This window comes from Alteromonas sp. AWJ4_197 (genome assembly GCF_056160285.1).
This window is the reverse complement of sequence record NZ_JBSWWW010000001.1, coordinates 599060-616574: the sequence shown is the minus strand read 5'-3', so window position 1 is coordinate 616574 and position 17515 is coordinate 599060. Positions and strand designations below refer to the sequence as shown.

Annotated in this window: 16 protein-coding genes; 9 read left to right on the top strand and 7 right to left on the bottom strand. The window is 49.8% G+C overall.

Going from position 1 to position 17515, the window contains the following annotated elements:
- Window positions 1-20: 20 nt before the first annotated feature.
- Complete coding sequence (locus ACXAGC_RS02680) at window positions 21-1349, top strand: MATE family efflux transporter (protein WP_474842402.1); 1329 nt, start codon at window positions 21-23, stop codon at window positions 1347-1349.
- Here the strand turns inward: ACXAGC_RS02680 and ACXAGC_RS02675 are convergent.
- The gene (locus ACXAGC_RS02675; protein ID WP_474842170.1) at window positions 1306-1593 is read right to left on the bottom strand and encodes a hypothetical protein; all 288 of its coding nucleotides are present in this window, start codon (window positions 1591-1593) and stop codon (window positions 1306-1308) included. The two genes, ACXAGC_RS02680 and ACXAGC_RS02675, sit on opposite strands and share 44 nt — an antisense overlap.
- Window positions 1550-2128: a Fe-S biogenesis protein NfuA gene (gene nfuA / locus ACXAGC_RS02670; protein ID WP_119503141.1), complete on the bottom strand. Its 579-nt coding sequence runs from the start codon at window positions 2126-2128 to the stop codon at window positions 1550-1552. The genes ACXAGC_RS02675 and nfuA overlap by 44 nt, the downstream gene beginning before the upstream one ends.
- Window positions 2129-2254: 126 nt before the next feature.
- Here nfuA and ACXAGC_RS02665 point away from each other — a divergent pair, with 126 nt between their 5' ends.
- Entirely contained in the window at window positions 2255-4843 is a 2589-nt protein-coding gene (locus ACXAGC_RS02665) for a M14 family metallopeptidase (protein WP_474842167.1), read from the top strand.
- Here ACXAGC_RS02665 and ACXAGC_RS02660 read toward each other — a convergent pair.
- Window positions 4832-5557 (bottom strand): ComF family protein, encoded by a 726-nt coding sequence (locus tag ACXAGC_RS02660; protein ID WP_474842165.1) that lies wholly within the window; start codon window positions 5555-5557, stop codon window positions 4832-4834. The two genes, ACXAGC_RS02665 and ACXAGC_RS02660, sit on opposite strands and share 12 nt — an antisense overlap.
- A 9-nt stretch (window positions 5558-5566) precedes the next feature.
- Here ACXAGC_RS02660 and bioH point away from each other — a divergent pair, with 9 nt between their 5' ends.
- The 3 genes from bioH to ACXAGC_RS02645 all read left to right on the top strand — a co-directional run bounded on the left by bioH (window position 5567) and on the right by ACXAGC_RS02645 (window position 7776).
- Window positions 5567-6373, top strand: a complete 807-nt coding sequence (gene bioH / locus ACXAGC_RS02655) for a pimeloyl-ACP methyl ester esterase BioH (protein ID WP_474842163.1) — start codon at window positions 5567-5569, stop codon at window positions 6371-6373.
- 190 nt (window positions 6374-6563) lie between these two features.
- The gene (locus ACXAGC_RS02650) at window positions 6564-6896 is read left to right on the top strand and encodes a hypothetical protein (protein ID WP_119503133.1); all 333 of its coding nucleotides are present in this window, start codon (window positions 6564-6566) and stop codon (window positions 6894-6896) included.
- Window positions 6897-6912: 16 nt separating this feature from the next.
- Window positions 6913-7776 carry a putative metalloprotease CJM1_0395 family protein gene (locus ACXAGC_RS02645; protein ID WP_474842161.1) on the top strand — a complete coding sequence of 288 codons (864 nt, stop codon included), beginning with the start codon at window positions 6913-6915 and terminating at the stop codon, window positions 7774-7776.
- Between the two features lie 33 nt (window positions 7777-7809).
- Here ACXAGC_RS02645 and ACXAGC_RS02640 read toward each other — a convergent pair whose 3' ends face one another.
- The 3 genes from ACXAGC_RS02640 to greB form a co-directional block, all read right to left on the bottom strand.
- The gene (locus ACXAGC_RS02640; protein ID WP_474842159.1) at window positions 7810-10335 is read right to left on the bottom strand and encodes a hybrid sensor histidine kinase/response regulator; all 2526 of its coding nucleotides are present in this window, start codon (window positions 10333-10335) and stop codon (window positions 7810-7812) included.
- Window positions 10336-10440: 105 nt separating this feature from the next.
- Complete coding sequence (locus ACXAGC_RS02635; RefSeq protein ID WP_474842157.1) at window positions 10441-12783, bottom strand: Tex family protein; 2343 nt, start codon at window positions 12781-12783, stop codon at window positions 10441-10443.
- Window positions 12784-12975: 192 nt separating this feature from the next.
- On the bottom strand, window positions 12976-13461 hold the full coding sequence (gene greB / locus ACXAGC_RS02630; protein WP_474842156.1) for a transcription elongation factor GreB: 486 nt from the start codon (window positions 13459-13461) through the stop codon (window positions 12976-12978).
- 185 nt (window positions 13462-13646) lie between these two features.
- Here greB and ACXAGC_RS02625 point away from each other — a divergent pair, with 185 nt between their 5' ends.
- Window positions 13647-13937, top strand: a complete 291-nt coding sequence (locus ACXAGC_RS02625) for a hypothetical protein (RefSeq protein ID WP_474842154.1) — start codon at window positions 13647-13649, stop codon at window positions 13935-13937.
- A 167-nt stretch (window positions 13938-14104) separates the two neighbouring features.
- The gene (locus ACXAGC_RS02620) at window positions 14105-15187 is read left to right on the top strand and encodes an alkene reductase (RefSeq protein ID WP_474842152.1); all 1083 of its coding nucleotides are present in this window, start codon (window positions 14105-14107) and stop codon (window positions 15185-15187) included.
- Window positions 15188-15250: 63 nt separating this feature from the next.
- Here the strand turns inward: ACXAGC_RS02620 and fkpA are convergent, their stop codons facing one another.
- On the bottom strand, window positions 15251-16033 hold the full coding sequence (gene fkpA, locus ACXAGC_RS02615; RefSeq protein ID WP_303572435.1) for an FKBP-type peptidyl-prolyl cis-trans isomerase: 783 nt from the start codon (window positions 16031-16033) through the stop codon (window positions 15251-15253).
- 221 nt (window positions 16034-16254) lie between these two features.
- Here fkpA and ACXAGC_RS02610 point away from each other — a divergent pair, with 221 nt between their 5' ends.
- Together ACXAGC_RS02610 and ACXAGC_RS02605 are read left to right on the top strand one after the other, a co-directional pair.
- Window positions 16255-17220 carry a WD40 repeat domain-containing protein gene (locus ACXAGC_RS02610; RefSeq protein ID WP_474842400.1) on the top strand — a complete coding sequence of 322 codons (966 nt, stop codon included), beginning with the start codon at window positions 16255-16257 and terminating at the stop codon, window positions 17218-17220.
- On the top strand, window positions 17217-17447 hold the full coding sequence (locus ACXAGC_RS02605) for a SlyX family protein (protein ID WP_303572434.1): 231 nt from the start codon (window positions 17217-17219) through the stop codon (window positions 17445-17447). Before ACXAGC_RS02610 ends, ACXAGC_RS02605 begins: the two co-directional genes overlap by 4 nt.
- Window positions 17448-17515: the final 68 nt, after the last annotated feature.

The window sequence follows — 17515 nt, the reverse complement described above, 5'->3', positions numbered from 1 at the left end:
CATATTCCTTAAACTGTGTTATTTCCGTTTTGACCACGACCGCCACTGCTGGCTGGCCAGCCCATAAAACCTTACTGGCCATCGCTTTTCCCATGATCCTGGCCAATATTACCACTCCCTTACTCGGGCTGGTTGATACGGCCGTAATGGGGCATATGGATTCATCTGCCATGCTGGCCGGTGCATCTATTGGAACATTGATCCTCACGCAAATCTACTGGGTGTGCGGCTTTCTCAGAATGTCGTCCACTGGCCTGAGTGCACAGGCAAAAGGCGATCCTAAACAGCCCGGCTTACTCTCCGCAAAAGTACTGTGGCAAACAGGCGCGGTTGCCTTCGTTGCCGGCTTACTTATCGTTGCTCTGCAAGTGCCTGTATTGCAGGCAGGGCTTGCGTTAGCCTCATCCGGTGCTGAAGTGGGTTCTTATACCCGGGAGTACTTTAATATCCGGGTATGGGGCGCACCGGCTGCGATGCTCAACATGGCATTAACCGGCTGGCTGGTAGGTCAACAGAAAACCCGTCATGTGTTATGGATACAGGTGGCAGGCAACCTGTTGAATGCTGCGCTGGATATTCTGTTTGTGTATGGCCTTGATATGTCTGTTGGTGGTGTGGCGCTGGCCAGTGTGCTGGCTGAATACACCATGATGTTATCGGGCGTGGTGTGCGCCCTTAAGCTCACTACAGGGTGGCGTCCGCAGGCAGACTGGTTTAACCGCGCAGCACAAAAAATTCTGCTGAAGCTTAACAGCGATATGTTAATCCGGAACCTGGCGCTTCAGGCCTGCATTGCATTTCTGACCATTCAGGGGGCGAGGATCGGTGAAACCGCGGCAGCGGTGAATGCCATTCTCATGCAGTTTTTCGTGTTAATTGCACTGGGGCTGGACGGCGTTGCCTATGCTGTTGAAGCGCTTATCGGCGAAGCGGCCGGCGCAAATGACAAGGAACGCCTGGGCGGGCATGTGAAGCGGGGATTATTCTGGTCTTCGGCTTTTGCCCTCGTGTATGCCGCTTTGTTTTACCTTGCCGGTGATTTTATTATCGCATCTCTCACGGGGATTGCTGCGTTGCAAACCGCTGCGCAGGCTTATTTGCCCCTCATGGTGTTGTTGCCGCTGGTGGCACACTGGTGCTTTTTCTTTGACGGCGTATTTGTTGGGCTTACCCGCTCAGACGCCATGCGAAATACCATGCTTGTCAGTGCGGCTTTTGTGTTTTTTCCGGTTTGGTGGGTGTGTCAGTCACAGGGGAATGTGGCGCTCTGGTATGCCATGCTGGCTTTCCTGCTGGCGAGAGGTATCACTCTCGGTTTCGTTTTCTGGCGGCGGGATTCATCACTTTAAGACGTTGCCAAAGTATGGCCAGATAGCCACTCATGGCGATGACAAAACCACTGAACAGAACAATAAGCGAGATAAAATACAGCGCGGGATGGTAAGAGCTGATGGTCATCAGCGCCGTGGCACCCGCGATAAAGAGTGCCAGGCCTGTTTTGAACCGTCGCCAGCTGCGGTGTAGTGCAGTCAGCGACGCGTCAGACGGATTAATAATACGAGTGCTCGCCGGCTTCGTGCTCGGTGGCGTCACGCACACCTGTCAGTTCTCCCGGGAACTGTTCAAGCAACTGCTTTTCAATCCCTTCTTTCAGGGTGACATCGACCATTGAACAACCGTTACAGCCGCCACCAAATTGCAGAATGGCGAAACCTTCTTCAGTGATTTCAAGCAATACTACTTTACCGCCGTGGCTGGCCAGTTGCGGGTTAACTTCCGACTCAATGACATAGCTTACACGGTCAACCAGAGGCGCATTGTCGTCCACTTTTCTGGCTTTTGCATTTGGCGCTTTCAGAGTGAGCTGAGAACCCATCTGGTCCGTCACGTAGTCAATCTCTGCTTCTTCCAGAAACGGCGCACTCTCTGCGTCAACAATGGCGTCGAATCCGTTGAAGTTTAAACGGATGTCGCCGGGTTCAACAGCAGACGGAGGACAATAAGACACACCGCATTCCGCTGTTGAGGTTCCGGGGTTAACCACGAACACTCTGATGTTCGTCCCGGCATCTTGTTTTTCCAGCAGTTTTGCGAAGTGAGCCTGTGCGTCTTCTGATATATTGATCATTAACAAATCCTACGTTGCATCGTGATAGCGCATATAATAACAAATTTACCTGACTAAAACAGTCAAGTATTGCATGCTTTTATACAGGTGTGGTCAAAAGTACAAAAAACAACAGGAAAAAGAAAAATGGATTCAAGTTTCAGACGCGCAGGAAAATGGGTGTTCGCCCTTATTGCTTTTGTCGTGTATTCAGCATCAGCAGCACCGGTATTTAAAGATACCGGAGGTAAACCGGTTACCGCTTATCTGCCGGCAAATACCAGCTATGACCCTGCTATTCCGACCCCTGAATCTTATCTTGGTACTGAAGTGGGTACCTGGCATGTACGCCATGATCAGCTGGCCGGGTACATGTATACTCTGGCAGCAGCATCTGACCGCATCAGCATTGAAGAAACCGGCCGCACCCATGAAAACCGTCCGTTATTGCTGCTCACCATTACTGCACCGGAAAACCGCAGCAAGTTACCGCAATGGCGGGAAAACCATCTTAAAACAGTGAACAGCGGGGCTAAAGCCGCAAAAGATGCGCCTCTGTTTCTGTACATGGGATACAGCATTCATGGAAATGAGCCTTCCGGAAGTAACGCTGCACTGGTCATGGCGTATTACCTGGCCGCAGCGCAGGATGAAACGGTAACAGATTTGCTCAGCAAAAATGTCGTGTTGCTGGATCCCTCATTCAATCCTGACGGTTTGTCCCGTTTCGCACAGTGGGCAAACATGCATAAAAGCAAAAATCTTGTCGCTGACGGAGAAAACCGGGAGCACAAGGAAGACTGGCCTTCCGGCAGAACGAATCATTACTGGTTCGACTTAAACCGTGACTGGTTATTGCTGACCCATCCTGAGTCACAGGCGCGGATCAAACAGTTTCAGAAATGGCGTCCTCATGTACTGACCGATCATCATGAGATGGGGCCGGACAGCACCTATTTCTTCCAGCCCGGTGTGCCGTCGCGGAAAAACCCGAATACGCCTGACGGCAATGTGAGGCTTACAGAAGCGCTGGCAGCTTTTCACGCCAAAGCGTTTGATGACGCAGGTCAGTTATACTTCTCGGAAGAAGGTTTTGACGATTTTTACTACGGGAAAGGCTCATCGTATCCCGATTCCATGGGCAGCATCGGTATTCTGTTTGAACAGGCAAGCAGCCGCGGACACGTACAGGATACGGTGAACGGAGAGCTGACCTTTGCACAAACTATCCAGAACCATGTGACTACCAGTCTGAGTACGATTGCCGGTTCGCTGGCCAATAAGCCAGCCATTCTGAATTACCAGAATACATTTTTCTCTGAGACGGCTGACGCGATTGATAAGGATGAGCACTTCGGGGTGATTGTGGCTATGCCGGATGACAGTGGCCGTAAAGAGGCTTTACTGTCGATCCTCAATCAACATGAGATCCAATACAGTTACGCAAGAGATGACGAGGAAATTGATAACAAGCGCTACAGCAAAGGCAGTCTGGTTGTGCCTTTTAATCAGCCAAAATACCGCCTGGTAAAGAGCCTGTTTTCTACCCGTCAGCAATTTGCTGAGAACACCTTCTATGACGTGTCTAACTGGAATATCGCGCTGGCGTTTAATCTTGATTACGACGTGCTGAGCAAACGCGCCGGGCGTGGCATCAAAACGGAAGCCGGGCCGGTGAAAATGCCGGTACCGCTCGTTGACGGTGAAGCGTACGCCTATGCATTTGAATGGAAAAGTTACTATGCGCCGGCAATGTTGCAACAGCTGCTGGAAAACGGGGCCACAGTGCGCAGTGCTGAAACGCCCTTTACCGCCAAACTGACTGATGGCCGGAATCGTGATTTCGCAGCCGGAACCATTATTGTGCCTACACCATTATCACAGCCTGATGATCTGCTCAGCCTGTTACAGGATGCGTCGGCCTTAACCGGTGTGGAAGTGTTTGGTATAAAAAGCGGACTGACGCCGCAGGGCTCGGATCTTGGCGGTCGTACTCTTGCACCGGTAAAAGCGCCATCAATTCTGCTGGTGGGCGGTAACGGCACCAGTTCATCGGAAGCCGGAGAAATCTGGCACTATCTGGACACCCGTGTAGGCACCGCGCCGGTCATTGTGGAGCAGGACCGTCTGAGCACTATCCGCCTGGCTGACTACTCCCATATTATTTTCGTCAGTGGCAGTTACAGTGGTCTGAGCGACAAGCTCAACAATGATATCAGTGACTGGGTGAATAATGGCGGGGTGCTGATTGGACAGAAATCGGCGGTAAAATTCTTTGCACAAAAAGGCTGGCTGGATGCGGAAATCGTATCCCGCGATAAAGTCGACAGTGTTTTTCCGGTAGATAAGCTGACCTATGCAGATAAATCTGCGCTGGGTGCCAGTAAAATTATTGCCGGTGCCGTGTACGAAACCGGTATTGACCCGACCCATCCAATTTTCTTTGGTTACACGGGTAAAACACTGCCGGTATTTAAAACCAGTAATATGATTGTGCATGCTGACGCCGACCCGTTCACCAGGCCCGGTTACTATTCCGGCAGTCCGTTAATGGCCGGATTCAGTGCAAAACAACTGGAAACCATGATTGGCGGCACGGCATCTGTGCTGACTCAGCCAAAAGGTCGTGGCGTGGTGATTGGCTTTACTGACAACCTGCTTTTCCGGGGTTACTGGTATGGTACCGGTAAGCTGATGTCAAACGCGATCTATCAGTCAGGTCACTTAGTCCGCTAAGGGGAACCGGCAGGTCAGCGCCATCACCCAGACTTCTATGATGAGGTCAGGGTGATGTTGACGCAGCTGACCGGCGAGTACATTAGCCGTCGCGCCTGTGGTCATAACATCATCAATGATGGCTACGTGACGCAGCTCCTTACAGGGATTCACCCGAAAAGCGCTGTGCAGGTTATGCATCCGGTGGTCCTTTTTCAGCGTGTGTTGTGATCGTCCGCCGGTGCGGCGGGCCCAGTCAGCGATGACCGGTCTGTCTATCCGGCGTCCGATGTGACGGGCCAGTTCTGTTGCCTGGTTGAACTGCCGGCGAAAAAAGCGGTGTAGTGGTACGGGAACGGGGAGTAAGGCATCCGGTAATAGTGTGTCTTCATCGATACACTGTGAGGTGAACCAGTTGCCAAGAATTGCCGGGCTTATCTGACAGCGCCGGAATTTCATGGCTTTGATAAGCTGGTCAAATGGCCAGCGATATTCTCCGCAGGCCCTTAACGCACTGTAGGAGGGCGGTAAAAATTGCTGGCTGATTTTTTTGTAGCGCAGTAAATTACCCTGATAGCCAAGCTGTAATAAAAAGCGGGTATCAAATTTGCAGAACGTACACACAGGTACGTCACTGTACTGATTACACAGCAAACAAGCTAAGTTGGGAAGTCGCATGGTTAAGTACTCTGTCAGCCCGGCAGTGGTGCTCTGCAGCGGCAAAATTGCAGGCATAGTCAAAGGATGTCATCAGTGTTAAATGCTAACGTCTCAGAAAATCTCGTCAGCCGTACCCGGGGTACAGGAAAAGATCTGGTTTTGCTTCACGGCTGGGGCATGAACAGTGGTGTGTTTGAACACTTCATTCCGTTGCTGGAAAGCGAATTCAAAGTGACCACCATTGATTTGCCGGGCTTTGGTGAAAACAACGGTGTGCTGCCGGAAGAGCCTTATACCGTGGCATCTGTGGCGAAAATGATAACGCCGTATCTGCCGGAAAACTGCGTGGTCGCAGGATGGTCACTGGGCGGTCTGGTTGCACAGCAACTGGCTCTGGATTTACCGGAGCATGTAAGTGCCCTCATCACCATTGCCTCAACGCCCAGATTTGTTAACGGTCCCTGCTGGCCGGGTATTGATGCCGAATTGCTTGCCCAGTTTGAAACTCAGCTGGCAAAAGATTACGGCAAAACCCTGGAGCGGTTTCTCGCCATTCAGGCCATGGGCAGTGATACCGCCCGCCAGGATATGAAAGCCATCAGACAAAGTATTACTGCATGGCCTTCACCGGCAGAAGAGGCCCTGAAAGCTTCTCTGGCGCTGCTTTCCAGTGAAGATCTCCGCGAACATATCGGTCGTATCAGGCAGCCGACATTAAGGATATACGGACGGCTGGACAGCCTGGTACCGACCAGCGGCATTGACCGTATCTGCGAGCTGCACCCGCAAAGTGACACGGTTGTATTGCCTCACGCATCTCACGCCCCTTTTATTTCTCATCCGCAACAGTCTGCCGATATTATTCGTCAGTTTCTGGTAGCAACCTTCTGAAGTACCTTGAGCTATATATTGATGTGATATCAGCATCTTAATGAGAAACGCGCCTCCAGCGGTTTACAGGAGGCGCGTTTTTTTATCTCCGGTACTTCTCATTTTACTCATTTTGGTCAATAATTAACCGTGAGAGAGTATGAGGTGCAGATTGGTGTGGTAGCCAATATGCAAAAAAGAGGTATCAGTCATGTCGAGTATTATTGGTAATAATATCAATTCGGCGATCGTGTCTGGCATGAGCGGCATTCAGAATGCCTATCAGGGCATGACACAGGCATCCGTGAATATTGCCCAGCGCGCAGCGCAAACCAGTGTTGAATTAAATGGCACCAGTCAGGTGCTGACTAATGCATCGCTGAACAATTTGTCGAATATCCGCAACACATTGCCCACCGGTGGTGACAGCCTGACGTCTGATTTAATGTCATTGCAGTACAACCGCAACAATGCCCTTGCTTCTGCAAAAGTGGTCGATACGGCGTTTGATACCGTCGGCACCATTATCGATACGCTGACCTGATCACAGCTTCAATATCATGAATATTGTCACGCCCGTTCCGACTTCGTTAGTGTTCACCACCGCAAATGTGAACACCGAGTCTGCACGCCGTGACAACTTACTGAAAGACACCATTCCTCCTTCTAAAGATGCAGATCAGAGTGCGTCTGAGCAAGGATTAGGTTCTGAATCAGACCGTGCAAGACTGCCCGGTCAGAAACCTGCTCCCGTAACCTATGAACGCCCGCAAATTCAGGTTGATGCCCGTGCTGATGCACTGCAGCAGAATGAAAATGCAGACAACCCTGAAGCTGCTACCGATAACGCTAATCAGGAAAGCGCAGGTAAAGAATCGGCGGAAGAGAAGCAGCAACAGCAGGCTCAGCAGCAGGAAGTTGAAGAGCTAAAATCCCGTGACCAGGAAGTGCGTCAGCACGAGCAGGCTCATGCAGCCCGTGGTGGCCAGTATGCAGGTTCTCCTCAATATCAGTATGAAACAGGCCCGGATGGTCAGCGATACGTAACTGACGGGGAAGTCAGCATTGATGTGTCCGATGCTGAAACGCCTGAGCAGACCGTTCAGAAAATGGAGCAGGTGCGCGCTGCCGCTTTAGCACCGGCTGAGCCATCTTCGCAAGATTTAAAAGTGGCCGCAGAGGCATCCCGCAAAGCAAATGAAGCCCGTCAGGAATTGTCATCCAACGGTAACCCGGGCTCAACAGGGTCTGAGAGCGGGGATAGTGCAGAAGCATTTTCTGTCGACGCTGTTGCTGACCGTTCGCTGGAAATTGGCGGCGATACTTACCAGTCTCCGGCCATACAGTCACGTGTTGGCGTAATTCAGCAATTCTATCAGGCCACTGTGACCCCTAAAGCAGGTGGTTTCTCCGCCAGCGCCTGATGCGTTTTAGCGGTATTTATTTTTAACCGGCATTTAGTCGTTGCTCAGATACTTCATTATTGTGTCCAGTAAGGTGTCTTTCTGCACCGGCTTACTGATGTGGTCATTCATACCCGCTGCACAGCAGGCTTCAATGTCCTGACTCATGGCGTTTGCCGTCAGGGCAATAACCGGTGTGGTAATACCCATTTCCTGTCTGATATGACGGGTTGCCTCATAGCCATCCATTTCCGGCATCTGAATATCCATCAGAACAATATCAAAGGTGTTGTCTACCATCTGTTGCACAGCCTCACGGCCGTTAGCAGCGCGGGTGATTTGAAGGCTGGTGGTTGAAAGCATAGCCAGAATCACTTCCACGTTAATATCGTTGTCTTCTACCAGCAGTAACCGCTGCCCCGAAAAAGTATTGTCTGACGTTTTTGTTACTGGTTTAACGGGCTTTATCTGTGTTGCGTAAGGCATGGTGACGGTGAAAAAGAAGTCAGAGCCTTTGCCTGTTTCACTTTCCAGTTCAAGCTTAGAGTCCATCAGCGACAACAGCTGATTACAGATATGCAGTCCCAGACCTGAGCCGCCATACTTGCGGGCGGTTGAGCTTTCAGCCTGAATAAAGGGTTCAAACAGGGTTTCTTTCTGTGCTTCACTGATACCGATGCCGGTATCTTTCACGCCGGCCTCAAATGTGCAGCTTTCCTCGTCAATACGCAGTAGTTTCAGCCTGATTTCAATTTTGCCTTCAGATGAAAATTTAATGGCGTTACTGATCAGATTCGCCAGGATCTGCTTGAATCTCAATTCGTCGAATATCAGTACCGGAGGCAACTCAGGATCGATAGAGAAAACCAGCTTTAGCCCTTTATTCTGAGCCTGACCGTGGAAGATATCCGCCAGTTTTTTCAGACTATGGCGAATGTTGTACTGTTCGGCATCAAGCTCCAGCTTGCCGGCTTCAATTTTAGAGAAGTCGAGCAGGTCATTAATCAATTGCAGCAGCATTTCTGAAGAGTTAACGATCTGATTCGTCAGGCGTTTATGTTTCGGGTTATCCAGTTTTTCGGTCAGCACCTGTCCAAAACCGATAATAGCGTTTAACGGAGTACGGATTTCGTGACTGATATTCGACAGGAAATCGGTTTTCAGCTTGTCCTGAAGTTCAGCTTTGGCTTTTGCATCTGCGTATAACTGGTTAGTGTGGCGTGATTTGCGAAGCAGATAGAGAATGATGAGCAGTGTGACAATACCCAGAACGATAACCACAACTAACCACTGATTGTAACGTTGCTGGGTTGCTCTGGCCGATTCTATGGCCGTGAGAAGTGCCGATATAGACTCATTTTCTTTCTCCAGTTCACTGGCTTTCTCTCTTTCCTGCTCTATCTGATGTACCAGGTTCGCACTCTCAATTAATTCCAGGTCTTCGTACTTCTTTGCATCCAGATAGTCTTCATGAAATTGTTCGTACTGAGCAAATGCGGTTTTGTAATCTCCTCTGGCCGCTGTTATATGAGCAGCAATCTGTTCCAGCTCTGCACGCCAGGTCGTCTGCTCAGCAGTTCTGTCTTCGTCGTACATTTTACGGGAAATATCCAGAGCCTCTTCTGCCTCTGCATATTGCTTCATATCCAGAAACGCTTTTGCCCGCCATTTATAAATTTCGGTATCGTAAAATGCAGATGTCAGCGGATGAGAGGTAACGGCTTCCGAAAGAGGTAGTGCGAGATCGTACTGTCCTGAATTGAAATAGGTCGTTGCCATACCATAAAGAGCAAGGTATTCAGAGTAGTTGATATCGATGTTCTTATCGTTGGCCTCCGCTTTTCTGAAGTAGCTGATGGCGGCATCGTAGTTGCCCCGGTTACGGTGCAATATCCCTATGTCATACAAGTTGTCACTGACCAGCAGCCAGTCTTGCTGACTGAGCGCCCCGTTGAGTGACTTCTCATAATACTCCAGCGCTATATCCAGCGAATTAATGGAATGATAGTAATCAGCAACCATGTAATTGTGCAGGGGGAGTAACTGTTCCAGCTGATTACTGAATATAAGCTCGCTGAGCGTATTAATGAGCCTGGCGTTAGAAGCAAATACCTGGTTTTCGCTGTAGGTCACAATCAGGTAGGCGATGGCGAGTGCGTGGACGTCAGGTGCAAGGGAAGCTTGCTTCAGGAGCCCTTCGAACAGGTAATAGCTTTTACTGTATTCAGCATTGATGCCATACATTCTGGCCAGGCCAACGCGGATAACCGGGCCGGATTCTTTGTCCTGCGAGACAGTTTCCAGCACCGCGAGTACGTTATCAGACGCAGAATGATGAATCTTTAGCATGTAAACGACGTAAAGCGCCCCGATGCGGGCTTTTTCTGTCTGTGTATAGTCGTCGCTCAGTAACCGGGATTCCAGTGTGTCGAGCACTTCACCGACCGGCATAGGGGTTTCCTGCCGGAGTCTTTGCTCAAAGCTTTCCAGTTCTGAAGTCAGGTTGGTGGCAGATACAGTCAGGCTGATAAACCAGAGCGCAACAGCCAGCGGGCGCCAGATAAATTTAATGGTGTTCACAGTGACATATAGCCTGTCCTGAATGTTTTATTAAATTTACTTAGAGCGGCGGGTAAAAGCAAGAAAGCCGGCATCATGCCGGCTTTCTGAAGGTTCTGTCCGGGGTTACTTCTGCTTTGCTTTAGCAAATGCATCCGCGAACGCATTGCCCATGGCAGCATTAGCCGGCGCTTGCGCCTGACGGTTATTGCCACCGCCATTGCGGCCGGGCTGGCGTCCTTTACCTTGCTTCCCGGCAGGTTTTCCGGTGCCGCTCTGGCGCTTTTCGGCGGCCGGCGCAGGGGTATCGTCAAGGCGCATGGTAAAAGAGATACGCTTGCGCTGTACGTCTACTTCCAGCACTTTCACTTTTACGATATCACCGGCTTTTACTACTTCACGGGGATCCGAGATGAACTTGTTGGTCAGTGCCGAGATGTGAACCAGACCATCCTGATGCACACCCACGTCAACGAAAGCACCGAAGTTTGCCACGTTACTGACAATACCTTCCAGAATCATGCCCGGCTTCAGATCGCTGATGGTTTCAACGCCTTCTTTGAAGGTCGCTGTTTTAAATTCAGGACGGGGGTCACGGCCGGGTTTGTCCAGCTCTTTCAGGATATCTTTTACGGTTGGCAAACCGAATGCTTCACTGGTGAAGTCCTCCGGTGCCAGCTTACGCAGCAGATCGGTGTTACCAATCAGGTCGTTTACGGCGACCTGCGTACGGTCAACAATGCTGTCAATAACCGGATAGGCTTCCGGGTGAACGGCGGAGGCATCCAGCGGGTTTGTGCCTGCGGTGATACGCAGGAAGCCGGCTGCCTGTTCAAAGGCTTTAGGACCTAACCGTTCAACCTTTAATAAGGATTTACGGTCGCCAAAAGCGCCGTTGTTATCGCGAAATGCAACGATATTTTGTGCCAGTGTTTTGTTCAGGCCCGATACATAAGACAGCAGTGCAGGAGACGCGGTGTTCAGGTCGACGCCTACGGCGTTTACACAGTCCTCGATAACGCGATCCAGTGATTTGCCTAACTGACTCTGGCTTACGTCGTGCTGATACTGGCCAACACCAATAGCCTTCGGCTCAATTTTTACCAGTTCGGCGAGAGGATCCTGCAGACGACGGGCAATTGATACTGCGCCACGCAGCGATACGTCCATATCCGGCAGTTCTTTCGATGCCAGTTCCGACGCCGAGTACACCGATGCTCCGGCTTCACTGACCATGATTTTCTGAGCACCCAGCTCCGGCGCTGCTTTCAGCATTTCAGCAACCAGTTTATCCGTTTCGCGGGAGCCGGTACCGTTACCGATACTGATGAGCTCTACTTTATGCTGTTTGCACACATTAATCAGTGTGCGCATAGACTTATCCCAGGCGTTTTGCGGCGCGTGGGGGAAAATCGTATTTGTGGCTACCACCTTACCGGTTCTATCTACCACCGCGACTTTGACCCCGGTACGCAAGCCCGGATCCAGACCCATGGTGGTTTTCGCGCCGGCCGGCGCCGCCATCAGCAGATCATTAAGGTTTTTAGCGAATACGCTGATGGCTTCTTCTTCAGCCTGCTCACGTAAGCCCGAAAACAGTTCGGTTTCCATGTGCAGAGCAATTTTGATTTTCCAGGTCCACTGTACAACCTGCTTTAAAAACGCATCAGCAGCACGGCCTTTGTCACTGATATTGTAATGATCGGCAATGATGAATTCGCAGTGTGACGGTGCCGTGGCATCTTCATTTTGCGGGTCTGCGTTCAACTGAATATGCAGCATGCCCTCATTGCGGCCACGGAACATGGCAAGAGCACGGTGAGACGGCACGCTTTTCAGTTTTTCCTGATGGTCGAAATAATCTTTGTACTTAATGGCTTCCTGCTCTTTACCGGGAGCCACTGTACTGGTTACGAAGGCATTGTCATTCAGATAGCGGCGTACTTTCGCCAGCAGAGAAGCGTCTTCGGCAAACCGTTCCATCAGGATAAAGCGGGCACCTTCCAGTGCGGCTTTGGTATCGGCTACGCCTTTGTCAGCAGAAACAAATGCTTCTGCTTCGGCTTCCGGTGTCAGCGACGGGTCGTTAAACAGTTTATCAGCTAAAGGCTCAAGCCCGGCTTCAATAGCGATCTGACCTTTAGTGCGGCGACGTGGCTTGTAGGGCAGGTATAAATCTTCCAGCGTCGTTTTGCTGTCCGCCGTGGTGATGTCCTTTCTCAGCGCATCGGTAAGCTTACCCTGTTCTTCAATGGACTTTAAAATCACGCTGCGGCGATCTTCTAATTCACGCAGGTATGTCAGTCGCTGTTCGAGGTTACGAAGCTGAGTATCGTCCAGTCCTTGCGTTGCCTCTTTCCGGTAACGGGCGATAAAAGGAACCGTAGCACCCTCATCGAGTAATGAAACAGCCGCCTGCACCTGATTGGCATTAACGGCAAGTTCTTCGGCAATTTTGTTGATAATCATAAATAAGCTCTGTGGCGTTTTAATTTGTGTCCTGCTGGATTAAAAAAGGGAGATGAGCACTCTGCCCCGAGTCGCTGCCAGCTGTTACCTAAATAGGGTGCAAAAAAGAGGCGTAAGTATATCACCGATGGCTTATGTCAGAAGGGCTTTTGTCTCAGCGAACTTCATTTCATGCCTCTTTTAGCGGGTTTGCTATATCTTATCCGTCGTGTCGTACCAAATTTTATTTATCCACCACTCAAAGTTGCCTGCTTCGGTTTTGACAAAAATTTCATCTTCGGTGGTTTTTCCGATGAGTGCGCGGGCCATCGGCGCATCCACCGAGATATAGTCCTTGCGGCCGAAAATTTCATCATAGCCGACAATGCGGAGGGTCATGGTTTTGCCGTCTTCATTTTCAATTTCGACCCAGGCACCAAAAAACACTTTGCCTTCCTGTTGCGGCGAGTAATCCACAACTTTCAGATTTTCCAGACACTTACGCAAATAGCGGACCCTGCGGTCGATTTCCCGCAAACGTTTTTTATTGTACTGATAGTCAGCATTCTCACTACGATCCCCGAGACTCGCTGCCCAGGTGACTTTGCGTGTTGTCTCCGGTCTTTCTTCACGCCAGAGATGATCCAGCTCTGCCTGTAATTTTCGGTACCCATTCCGGGTAATAAGCGGTGTTCGCATTTGCCTTTTTCGCTATGTTTTTGTTTTTTCAGCTAATCAAAACTAAAATTACGTCGATAACTAGTTTGCAATGTGGTAATTGTGCATAACTTTTACAAGCTTATGCAGATTGTTTGCATGAATATTGAACAAATTTGTAAATAAAATGTCGTAGTAATATCCATTATTAACATGGAATAAATCGAGTGAATAACATTATGCAGCATGAGCAAACTCAGACAGAAGTAAAACGTGGTGGTCAGTCCTTCACGTCAAACGGTATTACTATTGCCGGCTTTCTGCTGTTTCTCACCGGCGTTATTCTGTTCTCCATCGGGATGATAGATATTTTAGTTCACATTAACAGTGTGAAAACCGCAGCGTTACTGGTGGGTGGTATCGCCGCTTATAAAGTTGGTCATATGATGATCCGCCACTGCGCTACGTTAAGGAAGAGACCGGAGCGTCGCAGACATTTATTGTCAGGTAACAGCTGATACAGGGCTGACAGATGTAACTTTTGATACAACAACCCCCTCCTTCGTGAGGGGGTTGTTTCGTTCTGGCCACCGGCAGATTTAATGTTTGTAACTAAACTTCCCGATGATCAGGTGCGTAGGGAAATTACCTGCTATCCATCACAGTTAATTTCAGGGAAGCTAATATGAAATCACTATTTGAATCTGCCCGTATGGGCAATGTGGATGTGTATAACCGCATCTTTATGGCGCCGCTCACCCGTAGTCGCGCTGACGATACCACCGATGTGCCTGCAGATATGGCCCTGACTTATTATCAGCAGCGTGCTACGGCAGGACTCATCATTTGCGAAGCCACCCAAATCAATCCGCAGGGTAAGGGATATATCCGGACTCCCGGCATTTACAGCGCTGACCAGGTATCGAAATGGCGGGAAATCACAGAAGCTGTGCATGCTGAGGGAGGAAAAGTGTTTCTTCAGCTGTGGCATGTAGGCCGTATCAGTCACAGCCACTTTCAGCCTGATAATCAGAAGCCGCTGGCTCCGTCAGCGGTGAAACCAGATGTTGATGTGTTTTTTGATGGCGAAAAGCGTCCGGCGTCTGAACCGGAGGCGATGACTGTCAGCGACATTCAGTTAACCATTGCTGATTATCAGAAAGCTGCTGAGAATGCCCGTGAGGCCGGTTTCGACGGTGTGGAAATACATGCTGCCAACGGCTATCTGATTGACCAGTTCATCCGTGATAAAACGAATTTGCGGGACGACGAATATGGTGGCAGTATCGAAAACAGACTGCGCTTTCTAAAAGAAGTCACCCGTGCGGTACTCAAAGTCTGGGATGCGTCGCAGGTGGGTATCCGGCTGTCGCCGGTTGGTAATCAGAATGATATCGCTGACAGCGATCCGCTGGCGACGTTCAGAGAGGTGATAAACTTCTTAAATCCGTTGAATCTGGCTTACCTGCATATGGTTGAGCGCTTCCCGGGTATGCCCGCCAGTAACGAAGATCTTGCGACGCTTGTCACATTGCGGGAACACTGGCAGGGATTTTATATCGCTAACGGGGACTATGATTACCTGTCAGCCAAACAGGCTGTGGAATCTGGTTACGCTGATGCCGTCGCTTTTGGCCGGCCTTACATTGCTAACCCCGATTTGGCATTGCGTCTTGAAAAAGGCGTTGCGTTGAACGAGCCGGATCCGGATACATTCTACGCAGGTGAAGAGAAGGGATATATCGATTACCCGTTTTACAGTGAATAACAAAACGGCCCGTTAAGGGCCGTTTTCAATTCTGTTTCCGGCGCGGCCGGAGAGAGAAACAAATTACTCTGTTTCGCCTTCTTCAGTGTCCACTACTTCAATCAACTCAACATCGAAGATAAGCGTTGAGTTAGGTGTGATCAGACCGGTAGAACGTTCGCCGTAAGCCAGCTCCGCTGGAATAACGAAACGGAATTTTGAACCTTCTTTCATTAACTGAACACCTTCGGTCCAGCCGGGGATAACGCGGTTAAGCGGGAAAGTAACCGGCTCATTACGCTCGTATGAAGAATCGAACACAGTACCGTCAATCAACGTACCGTGGTAGTGAACTTTAACTGTGTCAGTGGCTTCAGGGCTCTTACCGGTGCCTTCTTCAATCACTTCGTACTGAAGACCTGAATCAGTCACAGTCACGCCTTCTTTCTTAGCGTTTTCTGCCAGGTAATCAGCGCCCAGCTGAATATTCTCTTCCGCTGCTTTTGCTGCCATTTCCTGCTGCTTTGCACGCATGGCTTCTTCACCGGCCTGAGCAAATTGCTGAATTTCAGCACGGCTGAACTTCATGTTTTCGCCCAGAGCGTCAGTGAAACCCTGTTTCAGCGTTTCAATATCCAGCGGTAAACCAACCTGTTCCTGCTGCTTTGCGCGGGTCGTGATGAATACGCCCATGCTTGCACCCATTGCGTAGGCGTGCTTCTGTTCGTCTGTCATGTCCGCAGCGGCTGTACCTTGTGCAGGTGCTTCTTTTGCCGCAGCTTCTTTAGACTGCTCATTTGTATTTGGCTGACAGGCAAAAAGACCTAAAGCAGCAACGGTTGATAAGGCGACAAGCGACTTACGCATAAACTTCTCCATTCTAATATTATGTTCGTCGCACCGCACGGGGACGACTGGCTTGTGTTATAAGGTATAAACTAATCAATTTAGCAAACCGATCAAAGTAAAATCATTTTGCTAAATTGATATTAAGGTCATCCGACCCTAACTGTTCCATGCTATGGTAAACACGGCTGCATATAAAGCGAAACCTGTAAGACATGATTCATCGACGATTGTTCCAAACAATGCCATTACTGGCGTTTTTACTTTTTTCAGTAACCGGATGTACTGTGCCTGATACCACCCCGGTTAACCAGTGGTGGCATGCAGAAGACGGCGCTTACGCCGCAGACATATCCCCGAACGGTGAGTACAGCGTGGTATCCGGTGTCGATAACGGTATCAACGTTTGGCACAATTTAGATGACAATGTGCTGTTTCACTGGCAGCACCAGAGCGAAGGCAACAATCTGGTCCTGGCTATTCATATTTCCGCTGACAATAAATTTGTGGTGACATCAGACCGCGAAGCTTTTGCGTTATGGAGCATTGAAAGTGGTGAGCCGGTAGGATTCTGGCGCATTGATGAATCGACAATCCGCGATGTGGCGGTAACCAATAATGGAAAAGGGATCCTCGTTGGCCGCTCCAGCGGTAAAGTCATGTACTTTGAGCCGGAAACCGGACGGCGACTTGAGTTTCTGGGTCACCAGGAACGCATCAACTCTGTGGATATTTCACCCAACGGTGAATATGCCCTTACCGGTGGTAACGACTATGTGGCGTATCTATGGAGTACGCAGACAGGACAAATTATCCATACCTTTACTCACAGCAGCCGTATTTCTAAAGTGGCGCTGGATGATGCCGGACGCTACGTATTTACTGCAGACAGTAAACAGGGCTCTAAGGTGTGGGATGCACAAACAGGTGCGCAGATCAGCAACCTGAAGTATATTGCGCGCCAGAAAATATTTACTGATGCCGTCTTCTCTGAAGATGGTAAGCATTTACTTACCGGTTCACCCTCACGCAGTATCTACATGTGGGATGTTAAAACCGGTGAGCAGACCGGTGAATGGAAAGTGGCGGCGAAAGAAGGCACGAGGCCGGCAACTGCCGTGGTGTATGCCGTCGGGTTTATGGGTAACAACACACTGCTCTCTGAAAGCAGCAGTGGTTTAGCTGAATTATGGGCAATTGAAGAATGAGCGACACACTTACGCTGGAACACGCCATGCAGGAAATTGAAGAACTGCAGACCAAGGTAGCGTTCCAGGAACACACAATTGATACGTTGAATGAAGCACTGACGTCTCAACAATATCAAATCGAAAAAATGCAGGTACAGTTGCGTTTTATGATGGAGAAAGTCAAAGGCTTTGAACCGTCTAATATTGCTAAGCTGTCAGACGAAACTCCGCCTCCTCACTATTAATCTGTCTGCAACACCTGTCAGTGCAGGCAGTGAAATAATCTGTTGATTGTTTTAGATAATTGCATGAA

Bases quoted from the DNA above. Each gene is read 5' to 3' on its own strand.
- ACXAGC_RS02650 (WP_119503133.1), top strand. From the start codon at position 6,564: ATGTCGAGTATTATTGGTAATAATATCAATTCGGCGATCGTGTCTGGC.
- ACXAGC_RS02610 (WP_474842400.1), top strand. From the start codon at position 16,255: ATGCCATTACTGGCGTTTTTACTTTTTTCAGTAACCGGATGTACTGTG.
- ACXAGC_RS02665 (WP_474842167.1), top strand. From the start codon at position 2,255: ATGGATTCAAGTTTCAGACGCGCAGGAAAATGGGTGTTCGCCCTTATT.
- greB (WP_474842156.1), bottom strand. From the start codon at position 13,461: ATGCGAACACCGCTTATTACCCGGAATGGGTACCGAAAATTACAGGCA.
- fkpA (WP_303572435.1), bottom strand. From the start codon at position 16,033: ATGCGTAAGTCGCTTGTCGCCTTATCAACCGTTGCTGCTTTAGGTCTT.
- ACXAGC_RS02660 (WP_474842165.1), bottom strand. From the start codon at position 5,557: ATGCCTGCAATTTTGCCGCTGCAGAGCACCACTGCCGGGCTGACAGAG.
- ACXAGC_RS02620 (WP_474842152.1), top strand. From the start codon at position 14,105: ATGAAATCACTATTTGAATCTGCCCGTATGGGCAATGTGGATGTGTAT.
- ACXAGC_RS02635 (WP_474842157.1), bottom strand. From the start codon at position 12,783: ATGATTATCAACAAAATTGCCGAAGAACTTGCCGTTAATGCCAATCAG.
- bioH (WP_474842163.1), top strand. From the start codon at position 5,567: ATGTCATCAGTGTTAAATGCTAACGTCTCAGAAAATCTCGTCAGCCGT.
- ACXAGC_RS02645 (WP_474842161.1), top strand. From the start codon at position 6,913: ATGAATATTGTCACGCCCGTTCCGACTTCGTTAGTGTTCACCACCGCA.
- ACXAGC_RS02605 (WP_303572434.1), top strand. From the start codon at position 17,217: ATGAGCGACACACTTACGCTGGAACACGCCATGCAGGAAATTGAAGAA.
- nfuA (WP_119503141.1), bottom strand. From the start codon at position 2,128: ATGATCAATATATCAGAAGACGCACAGGCTCACTTCGCAAAACTGCTG.